At 68.2% G+C, this 21,674-nt stretch carries 13 protein-coding genes; 5 read left to right on the plus strand and 8 right to left on the minus strand.

Features of this window, described 5'->3' with window-relative positions:
- Nucleotides 1-13: 13 nt before the first annotated feature.
- On the minus strand, nucleotides 14-772 hold the full coding sequence (locus J2X37_RS09115) for a competence/damage-inducible protein A (protein ID WP_310020246.1): 759 nt from the start codon (nucleotides 770-772) through the stop codon (nucleotides 14-16).
- A gap of 24 nt (nucleotides 773-796) precedes the next feature.
- A complete protein-coding gene (gene rimO / locus J2X37_RS09120; RefSeq protein WP_310020248.1) occupies nucleotides 797-2,212 on the minus strand; it encodes a 30S ribosomal protein S12 methylthiotransferase RimO in 1,416 nt (471 codons plus the stop codon).
- 160 nt (nucleotides 2,213-2,372) lie between these two features.
- Here rimO and J2X37_RS09125 point away from each other — a divergent pair, with 160 nt between their 5' ends.
- A complete protein-coding gene (locus tag J2X37_RS09125) occupies nucleotides 2,373-2,783 on the plus strand; it encodes a DUF1761 domain-containing protein (protein WP_310020250.1) in 411 nt (136 codons plus the stop codon).
- Nucleotides 2,784-2,810: 27 nt separating this feature from the next.
- Here the strand turns inward: J2X37_RS09125 and J2X37_RS09130 are convergent, their stop codons facing one another.
- From J2X37_RS09130 to serS, 3 genes are read right to left on the minus strand one after another with little or no spacing between them, the layout of a single operon-like run.
- Complete coding sequence (locus tag J2X37_RS09130) at nucleotides 2,811-3,845, minus strand: potassium channel family protein (protein ID WP_310020252.1); 1,035 nt, start codon at nucleotides 3,843-3,845, stop codon at nucleotides 2,811-2,813.
- 28 nt (nucleotides 3,846-3,873) lie between these two features.
- Nucleotides 3,874-4,647: a 5'/3'-nucleotidase SurE gene (gene surE / locus J2X37_RS09135; protein ID WP_310020254.1), complete on the minus strand. Its 774-nt coding sequence runs from the start codon at nucleotides 4,645-4,647 to the stop codon at nucleotides 3,874-3,876.
- Nucleotides 4,647-5,924 carry a serine--tRNA ligase gene (gene serS / locus J2X37_RS09140; protein ID WP_310020256.1) on the minus strand — a complete coding sequence of 426 codons (1,278 nt, stop codon included), beginning with the start codon at nucleotides 5,922-5,924 and terminating at the stop codon, nucleotides 4,647-4,649. Before serS ends, surE begins: the two co-directional genes overlap by 1 nt.
- Nucleotides 5,925-6,079: 155 nt before the next feature.
- Here serS and J2X37_RS09145 point away from each other — a divergent pair, with 155 nt between their 5' ends.
- Nucleotides 6,080-7,357 (plus strand): sulfotransferase, encoded by a 1,278-nt coding sequence (locus tag J2X37_RS09145; protein ID WP_310020258.1) that lies wholly within the window; start codon nucleotides 6,080-6,082, stop codon nucleotides 7,355-7,357.
- A 7-nt stretch (nucleotides 7,358-7,364) separates the two neighbouring features.
- Here the strand turns inward: J2X37_RS09145 and J2X37_RS09150 are convergent, their stop codons facing one another.
- The 3 genes from J2X37_RS09150 to J2X37_RS09160 are packed head-to-tail and all read right to left on the minus strand — an operon-like array spanning nucleotide 7,365 to nucleotide 14,188.
- Nucleotides 7,365-8,267, minus strand: coding sequence for a transglutaminase family protein (locus J2X37_RS09150; RefSeq protein WP_310020260.1), 903 nt, complete (start codon nucleotides 8,265-8,267; stop codon nucleotides 7,365-7,367).
- Nucleotides 8,248-10,776, minus strand: a complete 2,529-nt coding sequence (locus J2X37_RS09155; RefSeq protein ID WP_310020264.1) for a circularly permuted type 2 ATP-grasp protein — start codon at nucleotides 10,774-10,776, stop codon at nucleotides 8,248-8,250. Before J2X37_RS09155 ends, J2X37_RS09150 begins: the two co-directional genes overlap by 20 nt.
- 13 nt (nucleotides 10,777-10,789) lie before the next feature.
- A complete protein-coding gene (locus tag J2X37_RS09160; RefSeq protein ID WP_310020266.1) occupies nucleotides 10,790-14,188 on the minus strand; it encodes a transglutaminase family protein in 3,399 nt (1,132 codons plus the stop codon).
- An 85-nt stretch (nucleotides 14,189-14,273) separates the two neighbouring features.
- Here J2X37_RS09160 and J2X37_RS09165 point away from each other — a divergent pair, with 85 nt between their 5' ends.
- The 3 genes from J2X37_RS09165 (at nucleotide 14,274) to J2X37_RS09175 (ending at nucleotide 21,493) form a co-directional block, all read left to right on the plus strand.
- Entirely contained in the window at nucleotides 14,274-17,861 is a 3,588-nt protein-coding gene (locus J2X37_RS09165) for a hydantoinase B/oxoprolinase family protein (protein ID WP_310020267.1), read from the plus strand.
- Nucleotides 17,862-17,883: 22 nt separating this feature from the next.
- Nucleotides 17,884-18,186 carry an alkylphosphonate utilization protein gene (locus J2X37_RS09170; protein ID WP_310020269.1) on the plus strand — a complete coding sequence of 101 codons (303 nt, stop codon included), beginning with the start codon at nucleotides 17,884-17,886 and terminating at the stop codon, nucleotides 18,184-18,186.
- Between the two features lie 319 nt (nucleotides 18,187-18,505).
- Nucleotides 18,506-21,493, plus strand: coding sequence for a TonB-dependent receptor (locus J2X37_RS09175; RefSeq protein WP_310020271.1), 2,988 nt, complete (start codon nucleotides 18,506-18,508; stop codon nucleotides 21,491-21,493).
- Nucleotides 21,494-21,674 lie beyond the last annotated feature (181 nt).

The following is a 21,674-nucleotide window of genomic DNA, read 5'->3' on the forward strand; positions in this document are numbered from 1 at the left end:
TGTCGATCGCGCCTCAGATGCCGCCCGGAGTAAAATCGTAGCCCATCTCGCCCAGCCCTTCGCACAGGGTGTCGATGCAGCTCTGCACCGTTTCCGCGCTGGTCGAGCGGACGACGAAGTTCGCGCCGACGCGCCCTTCGCGGAAGAAGGGATAGGAGCCGATCTGCGATCCCTCGTGCGCGCGCTCGATCTCGTGCAGGAGGCCCGCGATCTCGCTTTCGGGCACCCACGCGCCGACCGTGCCGGAAAGAAGCGGCGCGCCGCCCTCGATCTCGCCGGTCAGGGCGTCGAGCATTCCCGCGGTAATGTGCGGCACCCCGGCCATCAGGAACACGTTGCCGTGGCGGATGCCGGGCGCGCCGGAATAGCGGTTGGGAATGAGATCCGACCCCGCGGGGACACGGGCCATGCGCAGGCGCCCTTCGTTCACGCCGCCCTTGTCGGCGTAGTACTTCTCCAGGATCGCGCGCGCCTCGGGGTGAATCTCGACCGCGACGCCGAGGGCCTGCGCCACCGCGTCGACGGTGATGTCGTCATGCGTCGGGCCGATGCCGCCGGTGGTGAAGAGATAGTCGTTGCGCGCGCGCAGGGCGTTCACCGCCTCGACGATGGCGTCGATCACGTCGGGCACGACGCGCACCTCGCGCAGGCGGATGCCCTGCACGCCGAGCCAGCTCGCGACTTGCGCGATGTTCTTGTCCTGCGTCCGGCCGGAGAGGATCTCGTCACCGATGACGAGAAGGGCGGCGGTAAAGATGCGGGAATCGGTCATCGCGATGGGTCTAGCCGTAGTCGTTCAGGCGATAAAGCCGAACAGGTCGTGCGCGTCGGCTTCCTCGATGGTCGCCATCGCGAAATCGCCCTGCCGCAGCGTGGCCGGCACGTTGCGCAGGAAGACGCTGCCGTCGATTTCGGGCGCATCGGCCTGGCTGCGGGCGGTAGCGCCGATGTCGCCGTCCTCGTCCGGCTCGCCCACCTCGTCGATGATCACCGGGATCGTGCGACCGACCTTGGCGGCAAGCTTGGCCGCGCTGATCCGCTCGGTCACCTCCATCAGGCGGGCGTAGCGTTCTTCCTTGACCGCCTCGGGCACGGGGTCGGGCAGGGCATTGGCCTGCGCGCCCTCCACGGGCTCGAACCGGAAGCCGCCGACGCGGTCGAGCTGCGCTTCCTCGAGCCAGTCGAGCAGGTAGCGGAAGTCGTCCTCGGTCTCTCCGGGGAAGCCGACGACGAAGCTGGAGCGGATGGCGATATCGGGGCAGATCGCGCGCCACGACCTCAGCCGCTCGAGCACCTTCGCCTCGTTCGCCGGACGCTTCATCGCGCGCAGGACCGACGGGCTGGCATGCTGGAACGGGATGTCGAGATATGGGGTCAGCAGCCCCTCTGCCATTAGCGGGATGACCGCGTCGACGTGCGGATAGGGATAGACGTAGTGCAGCCGCGTCCACGGCGTCTGCCCCTCGGGCGTGCGCAGCTGGCCCAGCTCGCGGGCGAGGTCGGTCATGTGGGTGCGGACCGGATGGTCCTTCCACGTCCGCTCTTCATGCCGCACGTCGACGCCATAGGCCGAGGTGTCCTGGCTGATGACCAGCAGTTCCTTCGTCCCGGCGGCAACGAGCTTTTCCGCTTCGCGCAGCACCGCGTCGATGCGGCGGCTGGCAAGCTTGCCGCGCAGGTCCGGGATGATGCAGAACGCGCAGGAGTGATTGCAGCCCTCCGAGATCTTCAGATAGCTGTAGTGCCGCGGCGTCAGCTTGACATAGTCTTCGGCGCTATCGCTTCGCTGCTTGAGTGCGGAGGGCTGCGGGATCAGGTCGACGAACGGTCCGCGTTCGGCAGGCGCTGCTTCGTGCACCGCCTCGACCACCTGTTCGTACTGGTGCGCGCCGGTGACGGCGAGAACGTCGGGAAAGCGGGCGCGGATGAGCTCCGCCTCGTTGCCCATGCAGCCGGTGACGATGACGCGGCCGTTCTCGGCAATCGCCTCGCCGATCGCCTCCAGGCTTTCCTCCTTCGCGGAATCGAGAAAGCCGCAAGTGTTGACCAGCACGACGTCGGCGCCCTCGTAATCGGGGCTCATCGCGTAGCCGTCGGCGCGCAGCCTGGTCAGGATGCGTTCGGAATCGACCAGCGCCTTGGGACAGCCGAGGCTGACCATGCCCACCTTGGGGGCAGGGGCGATGCGGGAGGGGGACGTATCGGTTTCCATCACCCGCGCCCCCTACACGCGACGGGCCGTGCGCGCCAGCGGTTCGATTTGCGTGGCCCGCGGGCAGGGGGACTGGCCATGCGCGACGATTAGCCGCTAGAAAGCGCGCGACGGGGGTCCATCCTTTCGCCGCGTTGCGGGCGAAGGCAGCAGGTTTTCGATGGGAGAGGCAATGGGTCCGGTGGACTGGTTCGGCGTGGTGCTTGCCGTGATCGCGGCGATGGCTGTCGCCGCGATATGGTACAAGACGTTCTCGCGCCCGCTGGCAATGTCGGCGGGGCCGGGCGGACTGGAGGTGCGCCGTCGTCCCCTGCGCACCATCGCGGCGACGATCGGGCTGATCATCCCGCCCGCGATCCTGCTCGGCCACATGTTCGCGCGGCTGTCAGATCCGTCGAAGTGGTGGCTTTACCCGATGATGAGCGGCGGCGTGGCGCTGTTCTTCGTGATTCCGGCGCTCTGGACCAACTATCTCCACCAGCGGAACCCCAGAGCGATCGCGCTGATCGATGCGGGCTACTGGCTCTGCGCCTACCTCGCGATGGGGCTGGTCTTCTTCCTGCGGGCCTGACCGTTCGACGAGGTCGGGCGAGGCCGGTCAGATGACGCCAGGTCCCGCTTCGGGCGTGGCGCGGATGACGACGATGGAATCGCCCTCGCGCACGCTCTGCGCCTCCGGCTCCCAGAAGCCGAAGGCCTGCCCGTCGCGGTAGAGCCGCAGCCCGATCGCGCCCGAGCCCAGTTCGCGCAAGGGGCGGCCCACGTCGTCGGGGCGGGCCATCCGCTCGACCAACTGGACCCGCCCGCTGATCGAGGCAAGGTCGGCGAGATAGTCGGCGGTGTGCATTCCCGAAGCCGATCCCGCCAGCAGGAGCCCGGTGAAACGCACCGGGTTGATGACGTTGTCCGCGCCCGCCTGCTTTGCCAGCAGCTCGTTGTCGGCGGCGCGGATGACGACGGTGATCGGCACCTTCGGCGCGAGGTGGCGCACGGTCAGCACGATGAGGATCGAGCTGTCGTCGCGCCCGGCGCTGACCAGCACCGTCGCCGCCTGGTCGATCCGCACGTCCTGCAGCGATTCGTCGCGGGTCGCGTCGGCCTTGATGACGTTGCAGCCCATCTCGCTGGCCATCGCCAGCCGGTCCTCGTTCGTGTCCATCACGACGATGCAGTCGGCCGCCGTGCCGCGGGCGATGAGTTCGGCCACCGCCTCCGAGCCGGAGACGCCGAAGCCCAGCACGACGACATGGTCGGTGAGGCGTTCCTGGATGCGGGCCATGCGGAATTTCTCCCAGCTACGCTTGATGATGAAGTTGTAGGCGGTGCCGACGAACAGGAAGATGACGGCAATGCGGATGGGGGTGACGATGACCGCCTCGATCAGGCGCGCCCGGTCGGACACCGGGGCGATGTCGCCGAAGCCCGTGGTGGTGATCGAGATCATCGTGAAATAGACGGTGTCGAGAAAGCTGACGTGGCCGTCGTAGTTGTCGACCAGTCCGCCGCGATCGAAATAGTGGATCAGCACCACGACGAAAACGAGGCCGATCGCCGCGGCAAGCCGGGCCAGCGCGTCCGCCCAAACCGGCAGGTCGACCCTCCGGCGCAGCGGCTGGTGCCGCTGCGTCCTCACGGACTGGCTCGACCGTCGGCGCACGCGATCAGCCCGTGAACTGGCCGTAACGGTCGGCCAGCCGGTCGAGCGAGGGATAGTGCGTGAGATCGAGTTGCAGCGGGGTGACCGCGACATATCCGTCTTGGGTGATCTCCAGGTCGGTTTCGTGCCCCGGCGTATGTTCGACCGGCTCCAGCCCGAACCAGAAATAGGGATAGCCGCGCGGGTCCATTCCCTCGACCACGGTGCCGCGGCCATAGTCGTGGAACCCCTGGCGCACGACGCGGATGCCCTTGACCGCGTCGGCCCTAACGGCCGGGAAATTGATGTTGATCAGCGTGCGTTCGGCAAACGGCATGTCGAGCAGCGGACGCAGCACCCTGGCGCCCCAAGCTTCCGCCGCCGAGAAGCTGACGTCGTCGCCCGCGCCTTCGCGCGCATAGATCTGCGACAGCGCGATCGAGCGGATCCCCGCCAGCGCGCCTTCCATCGCCGCCGAAACGGTGCCCGAGTAAGTCACGTCGTCGCCCTGGTTCGCGCCGCGGTTGACGCCGGAGAGGATCAGGTCGGGCGGGGCGGGCATGGCCTTTCTCAGCGCCATGGTTACCGAATCGGTGGGCGTGCCGGTGACCGAGAAGCGCCGCTCGTCGTGCCGCCGCAACCGCACCGGACGCGTCAGCGTCAGCGAATGGCCCGCGCCCGACTGTTCCTCGCTCGGCGCGCATATCCAGATGTCGTCGGTGAGCTGGCGGGCGATCGCTTCCAGCACCTTGAGCCCGCGGGCGTGGATGCCGTCGTCGTTGGTGAGAAGAATGCGCATCAGGCTGCCGGCTCCAGTCGTTCGATGCCGCCCATGTAGGGGGCAAGCGCGGCGGGGAGAGTCACCGAGCCGTCGGCGTTCTGCCCGTTTTCGAGCACGGCGACCAGCGTGCGCCCGACGGCGAGCCCGCTGCCGTTGAGGGTGTGGACGAACTCGGTCTTCTTCGCGCCCTCGGGCTTGAAGCGCGCGTTCATGCGCCGCGCCTGGAAATCGCCGCAGTTCGAGATCGAGCTGATCTCGCGGTAGGTGTCCTGCCCCGGCAGCCAGACTTCGAGATCGTAGGTCTTGCGCGCCGAAAAGCCCATGTCGCCGGTGCACAGCAGCACCTTGCGATAGGGCAGTTCGAGGCGCTGCAGCACTGCCTCGGCGGCGGCGCACATTTCCTCGTGCACTTGCTCCGACTGTTCGGGCGCGGTGATCGCGACCAGTTCCACCTTGTCGAACTGGTGCTGGCGGATGAGGCCGCGCGTGTCCTTGCCCGCCGCGCCCGCTTCGGAGCGGAAGCAGGGGGTCAGCGCGGTCATGTGGATCGGAAGGGTGGCAGGGCTGAGGATCTGCTCGCGCACCGCGTTGGTCAGGCTGACTTCGGCGGTGGGGATCAGCCAGTGGTCGCCGGTGGTGCGGAACAGGTCGTCGGCGAACTTGGGCAGTTGACCCGTGCCGAAAAGCGCGTGGTCCTTCACCAGCACCGGCGGCGCGCATTCGGTGAAGCCGGCATCGACCTGCATGTCGAGCATCAGCGCGCCCAGCGCCCGGTTCAGCCGCGCCATCTGGCCGCGCATGAAGACGAAGCGCGAACCGGAAATCGCCGCCGCGGTTTCGAAATCGAGGCCCAGTGCGGGGGCAAAATCGGCGTGTTCGCGCGGCGTAAAATCGAAGCTGCGCGGCGTTCCCCAGCGCGCCACCTCGACGTTCTCGCTTTCGTCCGCGCCCGTCGGCACGTCGTCGGCCGCGAGGTTGGGAAGGGCGGCGAGCGCATCCTCCTGTGCCTGCGACAGGCGCTTTTCCTCCGCCTCCAGCGCGGGGAGCGTTTCCTTCAGGGCCGCGACTTCGGCCTTCAACGCGTCTGCCGTGGCGGTGTCGCCCTGGCCCATCGCCTTGCCGATCGCCTTCGACGCCTCGTTCCGGCGGCTCTGGCCTTCCTCCATCCGCACTTGCATCGCACGGCGCTCCTCGTCGATGGCGAGGATGGCGGACGAGGCGGGATCGGCCCCGCGGCGGGCAAGGGCGGCATCAAAGGCGGCGGGATCGCTGCGGATCAAACGAATGTCATGCATGGCGGCACGCGCTATGGCGGTTTGCCCGCCGCTCTGTCCAGTGCCCAGACGCCATCGGGTTGCCATTGCCCGGGAACCCGCGTGCAGCTTTGCCGTATTGCCTTGACGGCACGCGGTTTCATCGTGCGCCTGCCTGACAGGGGAGCACGCTAGGCTTGCAGCAAGAGATCGTCAGCCCGCCCGACCGCACCGCCTTTATCGGGATCGTCAACCGCTGGCTCCGGTTCGCGCAAGCGACGCGATTGAAGCGCAGCCCGACGCTCGACCGCGCGCGACTGATGGATCGGGTGGCGCAAAAGATAGGTCTCGACGATTTCGGCGATCCCTGGTTTCACGAGTCTTACGACGCGCTCGTCGATGCGCTGCGCGGCGAAGCGCGGCTGAACCCGGCCGGCGAGATGGTCGCCGAATTGCAGTCCGAAAAGGTCCTTACCGATCGGGCAGAGGCGCAGCGCTGGTTCGCCGCGCATCCCGAGATTCTCGAACGCGCCCTGCCGCGCCCGGTGATCGTCGTCGGCCCGATGCGTTCGGGGACGACACGCATGCACCGCCTTCTGGCCGCGGACGACCGGTTCCAGCATCTGCGCAGCTTCGAAACGATCAGCCCGGTGCCGCCCCGCCGCTTCACCCGTGGCCGCGACAATGACAGGCGCATCGCCGATGCACGCACCATCCAGCGCATGGCGAAGCTGGCCAATCCGCGCACGCTCAACATCCATCCGACCGGGCCGATGCAGCCCGAGGAAGAGCTTGGCCTGCTGGTCAACAGCTTCTGGGGCATGAAGCACGAGGTGCAGTGGGCGATCCCGTCCTATGGCCGCTGGTGCGAGGAACAGGATGCCCGGCCTGCCTATCGCCAGCTTGCCAGGCTGCTCAAACTGGTCAGCTGGTCGCAGCAGAAGTCGACGCTGAAGCCGTGGATCCTGAAGACGCCGCAGTACATGCTCGACCTCGACGCGGTGATCGATACCTTTCCCGACGCGCGCTTCGTCTTCACCCATCGCGATCCCAACGCGGTCGTCGGTTCGGCCGCCTCGCTCGCGTGGAACCAGACGGTGATCTATTCCGATCACGCCGATGCCCGCGCCGTCGGGCGCGAATGGCTGCGCAAGACCGAGCAGCAGGTCACCCGCATGCACCGGGCGCGGGAGCGGATCGATCGTTCGCGCATGATCGACGTGCATTACGAGGACATGGACCGCGACTGGCAGGGCACGATGCGGCGGGTCTACCGCTTCCTCGGCATGGACATGACCCCGGCGCTGCCCGGCATGCGCGATTTCATCGGACGGTCCCGCGCGCTCAAGATCACCCCGCATCGCTACAGCCTCGCCGAATTCGGCCTGAGCGAGGGCGAGGTCGGCGAACGGCTGGGCGACTACGTGCGAAATTACGGCGTCCGGCTGGAGGGACGCGAACGGCGCCGCGCCTGACCGCGGGTCAGGCGGGCTCGACCTCTCGCACGTCGACCGAAAAGGCCATCGTCTGGATCGCGGAGCCGGTGAACACGCCGTCGATCGGCGAAACGTCGGCATAGTCGCGGCCCATGGCGACGACCACATGGCTTTCGCGTGCTGGGCAGTCGTTGGTGGGATCGAGCCCGATCCAGCCCAGTTCCGGCCCGCACCAGACCGCGGCCCAGGCGTGCATCGCATCGGCGCCGACCAGCCGCTCCTGCCCCGGCGGCGGCAGGGTGCGCAGATAGCCGCTGATGTAGGATGCGGGGATGCCGTGGGCGCGCAGGGCGACGATCATCACGTGCGCGAAATCCTGGCAGACGCCTCTCTTCGCGGCAAAGGCCTCTGCCGGGGAGGTCGTGCTATCGGTTGCGCGCGAATCGTAGGCGAACTGGCCGTGGATTGCCGAAGACAGCGCCTGCACCGCCTCCAGCACCGGGCGATCGGGGTCGAGGAAGGGCGCGGCCCAGTCGGCGATGTCGGCATCGGGAACGGCGATGCGCGAGGCGAAGAGGTAGGGGGCGGGCGACAGCGGTCCCAATTCGCGCACAAGCATCGCCGCGTCGCGGGTCGCGGCGATCGTCGGGCTGCCCACCGGCATCGCGGGCGGGGTCACCGCAATGCGCATCGTGTTCTCGACCCGGACTTCGCGCACGCCGCCCCGGAAAATCAGCGTGCTGACGTTGACCACGTAAGGTCCGGCCGTGTCGATCCGTTCCACCGGTTGCGGCGTGATGACCAGTTCCTGTTCCAAGATCTGCTGCCCCGGCCATTCGACGGGCGCCAGCCGCACGTTGAGCCGCGCGACCGGCACGCCGTTGCCATATGACAGGCGGGTCTGGTGACTGATCCGGTAGATCATCGCGCTAGCCCAGGAACGGCGCATCGTCGGCGCCGGGGGTCTGGTTGAGGAAGTAGCGGTTGCCGATCTCGTCCGAAAGGTGGGCGAGGCCCGACAGCCACTGGTCCAGCGTGCCGGGGGCGAGCGCGGTGGCGTCCGCCGCCTCCAGCCAGGCGCGCAGCGAACGGGCGAGGCGCAAGGGCACTTCGGTGAGGCCGTCCTCGCGCGCGGTCGGCAGGGCTTCGATATGCTCGATGATCCGGTCGACCTGAAAACAGAGTCCGCGCGGCTGGGCGGGGTCGAGAAGCACCATATCGAGCACCGGCGCGATGAACGGCATGGCCAGATAGCGCATGCGGTATGCGGCCTGACCGTCGACGAAATCGAGCAGGGCTGCCAGGTCTTCCGCGCTGGCCGAACCCGGCACCAGCGCGCGTGTCGCCTGCAGGATCATCGCGGCGCGTTCGACGCGCAGGCCCATCTGCTGGAAATGCCAGGCCGGGCCGCGGCTGATCGTGTCGTCCAGCAGTCGGCCGAGCGAGGCGAAGCGTTCGATGAGGAGATCGCAGGCGGCGCCAAGCGTGTCGGCATCCGGGCCGATGGCGGGCATCGTGCGGTTGACGATGCGCCAGATATCCTGGGTCATCCGGTCGCGCAGCAGCCGCGCGAGCTTTCGGCTGGAGGCGAGCTGCGCCGCGACCGATCCGGACATGGCGGCATCGCCCAGCGCGGTTTGCGCGGTCTCGTGCGCCGGCGGCAGAGACCCGTCGGCGGGCAGCCGGGTCGCGCCCAGCCGGTCGAGCAGCCCGGCGATGCGCCGCGCGGCCGTCGGCACGCCCGCCGTTTCGGGCCGCCGCCCGGTGGCATGCCCGGTATCGAGCAGGACGCGGACGAGGCGGGTCGTCTGGTTGGCGCGTTCGGCGTAGCGGCCCACCCAGAACAGGTTGTCGGCCGCCTGGCTGGGCAGCACGCCCTGCGCCCGGCTGATCGACGGCGGCTGCAGCCGGGGCGGCGTGACGGTGCGGGCTGCATCGGGCCCGTCGATCACGCAAATGTCGGCGGAGCGGTCGTTCGCGCCCATCAGCGCGGCGCGCAGCACGCCGCTTTCGGAAATCCGCCCGAAGCCGCCCGGCAGCAGTGTCCATTCCCCCGCGCCGTTGCGGGCGAGGAAAACGCGCATCGTGAAGCCGCGCGGCTCAAGGCGCTGCCCTTCGAGCACGGGGGTGGTCGAGACGTTGACCAGCTCCTGCCCGACATAGTCCATCGGCCGCCGCTCGATCGCCTGCAAAAGCTCGCTCCGTTGCTCCGCGGTCATGCTGGCGGCGACTTGCGAGCGCCCGTCGGGCAGGGCGGCGACGGGCAGGCGAAAGGCGGGACTGATCACCAGCCTGTCGAGATTGGCGAGAACGTGGTCGCGCTCCCTGGCCTGCCCGCACCACCAGGTCGCCGCATTGGGCAGTTTCAGGGGCTCGCCCAGCAGCTTGCGGCACAGCGCGGGCAGGAACGCGGACATCACCCGCGCCTCCACCACGCCGCCGCCTGGCCAATTGGCCATGACGACGTTGCCCTGCGCGCATGCGCTCAGGAGGTTCGGCACCCCGATGCGGGAGCGGGCGTCGAAGGCGAGGGGATCGATGTCCCGCGTGTTGATCCAGCGCCACAGCGCGTCCATCCGCTTGAGCCCGGCGATGGTGCGGACGTAGATCCGCCCTTCCTGTTCGACGAGGTCGCGCCCCTCGACCAGCGCGAAGCCGAGATGCCGGGCGAGGTGGGCCTGTTCGGGGTAGGACTGCGTGAAGCGGCCCGGCGTCAGCAGGCCGATGCGCGGCTCCACCCGCTGGCAACTGGCGGCGATGCCGTCGCGCAGGTGGTTGAAGAATTCGCCCATGCGCCGCGTGCCGATCTCCGCCACCAGGGTCCCGGTGGCGCGCGAAAGGGCGATGCGGTTTTCGAGCGTATAGCCGATGCCGATCGGCAGGCGGACGCGGTCGGACAGCACGCGCCATTCGCCGGTCGGCCCCCGGGCGAGATCGATCGCCACGACTTTCAGGAACTGCCCGCCCGTCGGCGTCAGGGCCACCATGCGCCGGGCAAAATCGGCACTGCCCGAAACCGCGGCGGCGGGCAGCGAGCCGTTCGCGATCAGCGACTGTTCGCCGTAGATGTCGGCGACCAGCGCTTCGAGCAGGGTGGCGCGCTGGATCAGCCCCTCCTCGATCGTCGCCCATTCGGCGGCGCCGATCATCAGCGGGATCGGCGAAAGCGACCAGGCCCGTTCCTCGACATCGCCGGTTACCCGATAGGCCAGCCCGAGATCGCTGACCTGGCGATCGGTCCAGTCCTGCGCTTGCGCCAACCCGCCGGGAAGCGCGGCGAGGCCGCCGACGAAGCGCCGCCACGCGGCCGCGACCTCTGGCGGGGCGGAGGCGTAGAGGTCGCCGCACGCGTTGGCCGGCGCGTACCACGCCAACGGATCCTGCGCGGGATCCGGCCCGAACAGATCCGGATCTTGCGACGGCTGCGCGCCCGATTGCGATTGCGTCTGCAAAGCCAAGCGGCCCGGCCTCCTAGTGCATTCCGGCCGGTCGGCGCAGGTCCAGCGTCATCGGAAACTCTCCCCCATGTTCCAGCGGCGGCATGTCCACCGGCCCCGGCGTGTGGCCGTGGTCCTGGAAGCGCGCCTTGCGCCGGCTCTCGGCCTCGTAACTGTTGACCGGCACGTCATCATACGCGCGTCCTCCGGGATGTGCCACGTGATAGACACAACCGCCCAGCGAGCGATTGTTCCACGTATCGAACACGTCGAAAGTCAGCGGTGCATCCGCCGGGAGGAGGGGATGGAGGCAAGTCGGCGGCGCCCAGGCCTTGTAGCGCACGCCGCCCACCGCCTCGCCGGGCCGGTCGGTCGGGTGCATCGGCACGCGGCGGCCGTTGCAGCCGATGACGTGCCGGCCGGGGACAAGCCCGCGGGCCATGACCTGCAGCCGTTCGGTGCTGGAATCCACGTAGCGGACCGTGCCGCCGATCGCCCCGGTTTCGCCCAGCACGTTCCACGGTTCGAGCGCGTGGCTGATTTCGAGCACCACGCCGCCCGCCTCGATCGTGCCGTGGACGGGGAAGCGGAACTGGCGCTGCGCCTCGAACCACTGCGGGTCGAAGTCGTAGCCCGCGCGCCTCAGGTCGGAGAGCACTTCGAGGAAATCGGTCCAGCAATGATGCGGCAGCAGGAACCGGTCGTGCAGCGTCGTGCCCCAGCGGACCAGCGAACCCGACTGCGGCTCGCGCCAGAACCAGGCCATCAGCGCCCGCAGCAGCAGCTGCTGCGCCACGCTCATCTTCGCATCCGGCGGCATCTCGAACCCGCGGAACTCGACCAGGCCAAGGCGCCCGGTCGGCCCGTCGGGCGAATAGAGCTTGTCGATGCAGATTTCCGTGCGGTGCGTGTTTCCGGTCACGTCGACCAGCATGTTGCGGAACAGCAGGTCGACAATCCACGGGAACTTCGGCGGCTCGCCCGGTGGCGGCACCTGCGCCAGCGCGATCTCCAGCTCGTAGAGACTGTCGTGCCGCGCCTCGTCGATACGCGGGGCCTGGCTGGTCGGGCCGATGAACAGGCCGGAAAACAGGTAGGAGAGCGAAGGATGTCGCTGCCAGTAGAGGACGAAGCTCTTCAGCAGGTCCGGGCGGCGGATGAACGGGCTGTCGGGAAAGGTCGCCCCGCCCATGACGAGGTGGTTGCCGCCGCCGGTGCCGACGCTGCGCCCGTCGACCATGAACTTGTCGGCGGTCAGGCCGACTTCGCGGGCGTCTTCGTATAGCCCCTCGGTCAGCTCGACCAGTTCGCGCCAGCTGCCGGTGGGATGGATGTTCACCTCGATCACGCCGGGATCGGGGGTGACCTTCAGCACCTGTACGCGCGGGTCGGGCGGGGGCGGATAGCCTTCGATGCGGACCGGCATCTGCATGCGCTCGGCGACTGACTCGATCTCTGCGACGAGCTCGAGGAAGTCCTCCATCGCCTCCAGCGGGGGCACGAAGACCGAGAGGTAGGTGCCGCGCGGCTCCACCGTCATCGCGGTGCGCACGGCCCCGGCGATGATCTGCTGCTCGACCCGGTCCTGCGCATGGTTGCCCGCCGTCTCGACCCGTTCGAAACGCTGGTCGCCGGTGCCCGCGATCCTGCGCTCCGCGTCCGCACCGGCCTGGTCGCGCACTGCCTGATCGCGAAAATCGGCGAGGGGCGCGGCGGCATCGGTGACGACGCGCGGGTGGATGTAGGGATATTCCGATTTCGGCACCCACGGCAGCGAACCCAGCGGCAAGCGGTAGCCGAGCGCCGAATCCCCCGGCACGGCGGTCAGCTTGCCCTTGCGCACGGTCCATTGCTCGGACTTCCAGCGACTGCCCTTGGCCGGCTCGGCCTGCCAGTTCTGGACCGGCGGCCTGGTCGTTTCGGCTCGCTGGATCGGCAGGACGTATCCGACCGGCTGCGACAGCCCGCGGGTGAAGGTTCGCACGATGCGCTCGCGCTCTTCGGGATCGTCGATCTTCGGGTCGCCCGGCTCGACGTTGACCGGCAGCTCGCCCTCCCGCTCGATCCATTTTTCCGGATCCTCGAACACCGGCTGGACGAAGCTGTCGGCGACGCCCAGCTGCGCGGCAGCCTGGGTGAGGAAGCGGCCCGCCGCTTCGGCATCGATCTTCGCCTCGACCACGTCGTCGGGGTCGACGGCGATGAGCGCGGGGTTGGACCAGAGCGGCTTGCCGTCCTTGCGCCAGTAGAGCGTGTATCCCCAGCGCGGCAGGCTTTCGCCCGGATACCACTTGCCCTGGCCGTGGTGCAGGAGGGCGCCGGGGGCGAAGCGGTCGCGCAGGCGGCGGATCAGCCGGTCGGCGTATTTTGCCTTGGTCGGGCCGACGGCATCGCCGTTCCATTCGCCCGCCTCGGTATCGTCGGCGGCGACGAAGGTGGGCTCGCCGCCCATCGTCAACCGGCAGTCCTGCGCCACCAGGTCGGCATCGACCCTGTCGCCCAGCGCCAGCAGCGCCTCCCAGCGGGTGTCGGTGAAAGGCTTGGTGATGCGCACCGCTTCGTGGACGCGGTCGACCCGCATGGAAAAGCCGAAGTCGACTTCGGCGGGTTCGGCCAGCCCGGTAATGGGGGCGGCGGAGCGGTAGTGCGGCGCGGCGGCCAACGGAATGTGCCCTTCGCCTGCAAACAGGCCCGAGGTCGGGTCCAGCCCGATCCAGCCCGCGCCCGGCACGTAGACCTCGCACCACGCGTGAAGGTCGGTGAAATCGGCCTCCGGCCCCTTCGGCCCTTCGACCGGTTCGACATCGGCCTTCATCTGGATGAGATAGCCGGAAACGAAGCGCGCCGCATAGCCCAGCCGCCGCAGGAGATTGACCATCAGCCAGCCGCTGTCCCGGCACGAGCCGGTCGCCAGTTGCAGCGTCTCCTCGGGAGTCTGCACCCCCGGCTCCATCCGCACGACGTAGCCGATGCGCTGTTCCAGCGCGCGGTTCACCGCGACGAGGAAATCGATGGTGCGGCCCTGCCAGCCGGCGAACTGCGCGACCAGCGCGTCGAACAGCGGGCCGGCGCAATCGGTCTCGAAATAGGCGGACAGTTCTTCGCGCAAGTCGGGCTCGTAGGCGAAGGGGATCGTCTCCGCGCTGTCCTCGACGAAGAAATCGAAGGGGTTGATCACCGCCAGGTCGGCGATGAGGTCCACCTCTATCGAGAAATGCCGGACGCGTTCGGGAAAGACGATGCGGGCCAGCCAGTTGCCGTGGGGGTCCTGTTGCCAGTTGAGGAAATGGCCCGCCGGTTCGATCTTCAGCGAATAGTTCGGGATGGCGGTCCGGCTGTGCGGCGCGGGGCGGAGCCTGACGACCTGCGGCCCGAGCTGGACCGGGCGGTCATAGTCGTAGCGGGTCGAATGGTGCAATGCGGCGCGGATCATCGCAAGGATGTAACACACCTTCTTTGCTGCGGTGCAATAAAAGTTCGATTTGCCGCCCGGTCGCCCGCTGTGCCAAGGGGGCGCGATGACGCGCGCGGGATGGCATTTCTGGATCGACAGGGGCGGGACCTTCACAGACGTCATCGCCCTTTCGCCGGACGTCCGGCTGCAGACGCGCAAGCTCTTGTCCGAACATCCCGAACGCTACCGCGACGCGGCGATGCAGGGGATCCGTGACACGCTCGGCCTTGCGCCCGGCGATCCGCTGCCCGCGGACCGCATCGCCGCGGTCAAGATGGGCACCACCGTCGCCACCAATGCCCTGCTGGAACGGACGGGGGCGAGGGTGGCGCTGGTCGTGACGCGCGGCTTTCGCGACGTCTTGCGCATCGGTTATCAGAACCGGCCCCGATTGTTCGACCGGCACATCGTCCTGCCCGACAGGCTGGAGCACTGCGTCATCGAGGCGGACGAGCGGGTCGACGCGCGGGGCAGCGTCCTTCGCCCTCTCGACGAGGCGAAGGTGCGCGAGGAACTGGCCGCGGCGCGGGCGGCAGGGTGCACGGCTGCGGCGATCGTGCTGATGCACGGCTATCGCTACCCGGCGCATGAACGGCGGATCGCCGCGATCGCCGCAGAGGAAGGCTTCGGGCAGGTATCCGCCAGCCACGCGGTCAGCCCGGTGATGAAGATCGTCGGGCGCGGCGATACCACGCTGGTCGACGCCTATCTCTCCCCGGTGCTGCAACGCTACGTCGGCCAGATCGCCGATGCGCTTGGAGAGGGGGTGCCGCTGGCCTTCATGCAGTCCAACGGTGGGCTGGCGGGGGCAGGCCGGTTTCGCGGGCGCGACGCGATCCTGTCGGGGCCTGCCGGCGGCATCGTCGGCATGGTCGAAACAGGCCGGGCGGCGGGTTTCGAGCGGCTGATCGGCTTCGACATGGGCGGGACGAGCACCGACGTGTCGCATTATGCCGGAACGCTGGAGCGGGTGAACGAGAGCACGGTGGCGGGCGTCCGGCTGCGGGTGCCGATGCTGGCGATCGACACCATCGCGGCGGGCGGGGGATCGATCTGCCGGTTCGACGGAACGCGGCTGCGGGTCGGTCCGGAAAGCGCGGGCGCCGATCCGGGGCCGGCCTGCTATCGCCGGGGCGGGCCGCTGACGGTCACCGACTGCAACGTGATGCTGGGCAAGCTCAGGCCCGACTGTTTCCCGGCGCTGTTCGGGCCGAACGGCGACCGGCCCATCGACGCCGCCGTGGTTCGCGACAAGTTCGCCGCGCTGGCGGGCGAGATGACGGCGGCGGGCCTTGCGCCCAAGTCGCCCGAACAGCTGGCCGAAGGGTTCCTCGCCATCGCCGTCGATGTCATGGCCAATGCAATCCGCAAGATCTCCGTCGCGCAAGGGCATGACCTCGCGAACTATGCGCTGTCGTGCTTCGGCGGCGCGGGCGGGCAGCACGCCTGCCTCGTCGCCGACGCGCTGGGCATCGACACGGTGCTGCTGCACCCGCTCGCGGGCTTGCTCTCGGCCTACGGCATCGGTCTTGCCGATCAGCGCATCGTCCGCCAGCACGCCGTCGAGGCGCGCCTCGACGATGCGGGGCTGGCGGCGGCAGCGGCAGTGCTGGAACGGCTGGAGCAGGAAGCGCGGGCAGAGATCGAGCCGGACGGGTTCGACGCCGCCCGGACAAGGTCAAGGCGCCGCCTCCTCGTGCGCTATCTCGGCACGGATACGGCGCTGGAGGTGGGCATGGGCGATGCCGATGCCATCCGTGCGGAGTTCGAGGCGCTCTATCGCCAGCGCTTCACCTTTACCTCGTCCGTGCCGCTGGTGATCGAGGCGGCGCAGGTCGAACTCGTGGTGCCCTCGTTGAGGGCCGGGGCGGGCCTCGACATCTCGGTTGCAGACTGCGAGCCGCGCGTCGCCACGGTCTGGAGCGGCGAAACATCGCACCAGGCCCGGCTGATGCCGCGCACCGGGCTGGCGATCGACGCGCCGCTCGCCGGCCCTGCGATCCTTTACGAGGACACCGCGACAGTGATCGTCGAGCCCGGCTGGCAGGCCCTCCGCCGCGCGTCGGGCGATCTCGTCCTCACCCGCGCCGCGCCGCGCGTGGCCGCGAGTGTCGGCACCGCGCTCGATCCGGTCCGGCTGGAGCTGTTCAACAACCGCTTCATGGCCATCGCCGAACAGATGGGGCAGGCGCTGCAGAACACCGCGCTGTCGGTCAACATCAAGGAGCGGCTGGATTTCTCCTGCGCGCTGTTCGATGGGGCGGGGGCGCTGATCGCCAATGCGCCGCACATGCCGGTGCACCTGGGGTCGATGGGCGACAGCGTCCGCGCGGTGCGGGACCGGGCGCTGGAAACGGGCAAGCTGCGCGAGGGCAACGTCTGGCTGGTCAACAATCCCTATCGCGGTGGCACTCATTTGCCGGATTTGACCGTCGTGATGCAGGTCTTCGCGGATGGCGAATGCCGGTTCTGGGTCGCGGCGCGCGGGCATCATGCGGACATCGGCGGCAGCACGCCCGGCTCGATGCCGCCGGACAGCCGGACGCTGGACGAGGAAGGCGTGCTGTTCGACAGCCTCCTCCTCGTCGAAAACGGGGCGCTGCGCGAGGATGCACTGCGCGGCAAGCTGGCAGAGGGGCCGTGGCCCGCCCGCGACCCGGACCGCAACGTCGGCGATCTCACTGCGCAGATCGCGGCCTGCGCAAGGGGCGCGGCGGACATCGCGGCGATGGTGGCGGAATTCTCGCTGCCGGTGGTCGAAGCCTACATGCACCATGTCCAAGCCAACGCCGCCGAAGCGGTGCGCCGGGCGCTGGACCGGTTGCGCGACGGCGATTTCACCTACCCGCTTGACGACGGTACGCAGGTCTGCGTCAGCCTGACGATCGACCGCGAGGCGCGCCGCGCCCGCATCGACTTTGCCGGAACCAGCGCGCAGCAGGGCAACAACTTCAACGCTCCGCCCGCGATCTGCCGGGCCGCGACGCTCTATGTCATGCGCACGCTGATCGACGAGGATATCCCGCTGAACGACGGTTGCCTCTGGCCGGTCAACCTCGTCATTCCCGAAGGATCGATGCTAGCGCCAGGCTTTCCGGCGGCGGTGGTGGCAGGCAATGTCGAGACCAGCCAGGTGATCACGGACGCGCTCTACGGCGCAACCGGCACGCTGGCCGCGGCGCAGGGCACGATGAACAACGTCACCTTCGGCAATGCGCGGCACCAGTATTACGAGACGATCTGCGGCGGATCGGGCGCGGGGCCGGATTTCGACGGGACCGACGCGGTCCAGACCCACATGACCAATTCGCGCCTGACCGATCCAGAAGTGCTGGAATGGCGCTTTCCGGTCCTGATCGAAAGCTTCGCGATCCGCGAGGGTTCGGGCGGCGTGGGACGGCATCGCGGCGGCGACGGCGTGGTGCGACGCATCCGTTTCCTCGAGGAAATGACCGCGACGATCCTGTCGAACCGCCGCGTCGTGCCGCCTTTCGGGCTGGCCGGCGGCGCGCCGGGACAGGCGGGCCGCAACCGCATCGTGCGCGCCGACGGGAGCGAGGAGGACCTCGGCTCCACCGTGAGCAGGACGATGCGGCCGGGCGACGTCTTCGTGATCGAGACGCCCGGCGGCGGCGGTTTTGGCGCAGAGTGACAGGGATCATAGGGAGTACGACATGAGCGACGAAGATTACGTCTACGACGAGGAGAGCGGCGAATGGCTGCCCGCGTCCGAACTCGCGGCGCGGCGCGCGGCGGCCGATGCGGTCGAAGTGCGCGATGCGGTCGGCAACCTGCTGGCCGATGGCGACCAGGTGACGCTGATCAAGGACCTGGACGTGAAAGGCGCAGGCCAGACGCTGAAGCAGGGCACGCTGATCAAGTCGATCCGGCTGACCGGCGATCCGCAGGAGATCGACTGCCGCTATCCCGGCATCAAGGGCCTGGTCCTGCGCGCCGAGTTCGTACGCAAGCGCTGAGCGGTTCGTTGCGGGGCCTGCCGGGGCGGGAGTGCCGCACGCTCAACTCTCCGGAACGGTCCGGCCGGGGCGAGAGGGGGCGTCGTCTTCGCGACCCGAAGGGCCGGCGCGCCACGATGACGTAGCCTCTGCGAAGGTGAAAAACGACAAGGCCATCAAGAGTTTGACATTCCGCGCGGTCGGGCGCTGGATTAACGCGCGGAGGCAGGGAGTTGCCGCCTATTGACAGAAACTCTGATAACGTTCACATGAACGTTCACAACGCAATGCACGGACGGATTCGGGCTGGACCGATTCGCCGGATCAGGGGAGAGGTACCATGACGCTTCGCAGCGAGCGTGCACGCAATCGCAACACCTTCGGCCGTTACATGATCGGCGCGTCCGCGCTCGCTCTGGCCGCGGTGCCGACTGCCGCCTTCGCGCAGGACGATGCGCCCGGCAACGTCGACGGCGAGGAAAACGTCATCGTCGTCTCCGGCATCCGCGCCTCGCTCCAGGCCGCGGCCGACATCAAGCGCGACGCGCAGGGCGTGGTCGATGCGATCAGCGCCGAAGACATCGGCAAGTTCCCCGACACCAACCTCGCCGAATCGCTGCAGCGCATCACCGGCGTGTCGATCGACCGGTCGAGCGGCGAAGGCTCGACCGTCACCGTCCGCGGCTTCGGTCCCGAATTCAACCTGGTGCTGCTGAACGGCCGCCAGATGCCCGCGTCGAACCTGGGCAGCGGCACCGAACCGCCGAACACCCGCAGCTTCGACTTCGCCAACCTGGCCGCCGAAGGCGTCGCCGGCGTCGAAGTCTACAAGTCGGGCCGCGCCTCGCTGCCGACCGGCGGCATCGGCTCGGTCATCAACATCAAGACCCCGCGCCCGCTCGACAAACCTGGCCTGTCGGGCAGCCTCGCCGCCAAGGCGGTCAAGGATCACTCGTTCGAAGGCACCGACATCACGCCGGAAATCTCCGGCATCGTCAGCCAGACCTTCGCCGACGACACCATCGGCATCCTGGTGTCCGGTTCGTACCAGCGCCGCAAGGCGAGCCTGGCGCAGTTCAACGCCGGCTGGCGTGAAGGTTATGTCGGCAACGAGAACAACTGGGGCTCGCTGCCTGTCGACGAGAACGACTGGCGCGGCAACTACGACCGCACCGAGAACCGTCCCGGCGAGACCGACATCTACCAGGTGACCCAGAACGCCGGCTACGATTTCACCGAGATCGACCGCGAACGCTTCAACGGCCAGGCCGTGCTGCAGGTCCGTCCGATGGACAGCCTGACCGCGACCGTTGACTACACCTTCTCGCAGAACACCGTCGACGCGCGCACGAACTCGATCGGCGTGTGGTTCAACCACGATCAGACCAGCAGCAGCTGGACCGACGGCCCGGTTGCCGGCCCGAACTTCTATTCGGAAGCTTTTGGCCCCGGCAAGGATCTCGCCATCACCGGCGCGGTCGCGGCCAACCGCAACATCAACAAGTCGCTCGGCGGCAACCTGGAATGGGAAGGTCCCGGTAGCTTCCGACTCACGCTCGACGGTCACCACTCGACCGCGACGTCGAAGCCGACCTCGCCCTACGGCAGCAATATCGCGGTCGGCTCGGCGATCTTCGGCGTGCAGAACCAGACGGTGGATTTCACCACCGACATGCCGGTCATCTCGGTCGACATGTATCCGGGTTCGGAACTGACCGCCGCCAACATTCGCCCCGCCGGCAACGCCTTCCGCAACGCCTACATGCGTGACCGGATCAACGAGCTGGCCCTGCGCGGCGGGTTCGATTTCGACGCGAGCTTCATCGAAAGCCTCGACTTCGGCGCGACCTATACCGACAACAAGGTGCGCTCGGCCTACGGCTTCATCCAGAATGACACCTGGGGCGGGACGCTTTCGGCGGCCGACACGCCCGACGACATCTACACCCCGGTCGACCTGCCGGACGACTTGGCGGGCATGGATGGTGCGGATTCGCCCGACATCATCCCGGTCTACTTCCAGGTCGACACCGATCGCCTGATCCAGCTGCTCGACCAGCAGATCGGCATCTGCGCCAACACCGGCGGCGAGGACGGCACCTGCCTTGCCAGCTATACGATCGACCGTCGCATTCGCGAAAAGACCTTCGCGCCGTTCATCCAGTCGCTGCACAGCTTCGACCTCCTTGCGGACGAAGCGCACCTGCGGCTTGGCCTGCGCTACGAAAAGACGAAGATCAATTCGTCCGCCCTGGTGCCGACGCCGGTCAGCACCGCTTGGGTCGGCGCGAACGAGATCACGATTAACTACGCGCCCGGCCAGAGCCAGTTCACGACGCTGAAGGGCGACTACGACAACTGGCTGCCCGCGATCGACTTCGACATGTCGCCGGTCGAGGACGTCAAGCTGCGCGCCAGCTACAGCCACACGATTACCCGTCCGAACTACTCGCAGCTGCAGGGCGGCCTCACGCTCGCCTCGCCTGTGCGTCCGGGCGGCGGTTCGACCGCGAGCGCCGGCAACCCGGGCCTGCTGCCCTACAAGTCGAAGAACATCGACGTGTCGGCGGAATGGTACTACGGCCCGGCGAGCTACATGTCGGTCGGCTACTTCCGCAAGAAGGTGTCGAACTTCCCGGTCACCGGCGTGACCGAAGGGCCGCTCTTCGCCCTGACCGACCCGAGCGCGGGCCTCGGCGGCGACCTGATCGAAGAGGCGCAGGCCGCGCTTCCGGCAGGCTCGACCTTCGACGAACAGCTCGACTGGGTGGCGGCGAACTATCCCGAGGTGATCGACCCGGTGACGGGCGGCATCCTGGGACAGGCGAGCGACCCGACGATCAACTTCCGCCTGTCGCAGCCGTTCAACGGCGACCGCACGGCAACGATCGACGGCTGGGAATTCGCGATCCAGCACAACTTCTGGGACACCGGCTTCGGCGCGATCCTGAACTACACGATCGTCAATTCCGACACGTTCTATGACAACACCCAGCGCTACACGGCAACGCAGTTCGCGATCACCGGCGTCAGCGACAGCGCCAACGCGGTCCTGTTCTACGACAAGGGTCCGCTGCAGGCCCGCGTCGCCTACAACTGGCGCGAAGGGTTCCTGTCGGGCTTCGGGTCCGATCCGTACTATGTCGAATCCTACGGCCAGTGGGACGCGAGCGCGAGCTACGAGTTCATGGAGGGGCTGACCGCCTTCGTCGAAGGGATCAACATCACCAACGCAGATCGTCGCGGTCACATGCGCGCCGACCAGGCCGTCTTCTTCGCGGCGCCGGGCTATGCCCGATATGCCGCGGGCGTCCGCCTGAACTTCTGATCCGGCACCAGGGCTGCCGGCGGCGGGACGAGCGACCCCGCCGCCAGGCAGTCGCCGGGCTGGCGCGGCCGGGATCGAGATCCCCCCCTGCGACCGGCGCTCTCTTTCTCGAAGCGCCATCGCGGGACTTGATTCCGACCCGTGCCATGAACGAAGGTCGTCCGCGCATCTCCCTCGCGCG

The organism is Croceicoccus sp. BE223, assembly GCF_031457155.1.
Lineage (GTDB): Bacteria > Pseudomonadota > Alphaproteobacteria > Sphingomonadales > Sphingomonadaceae > Croceicoccus.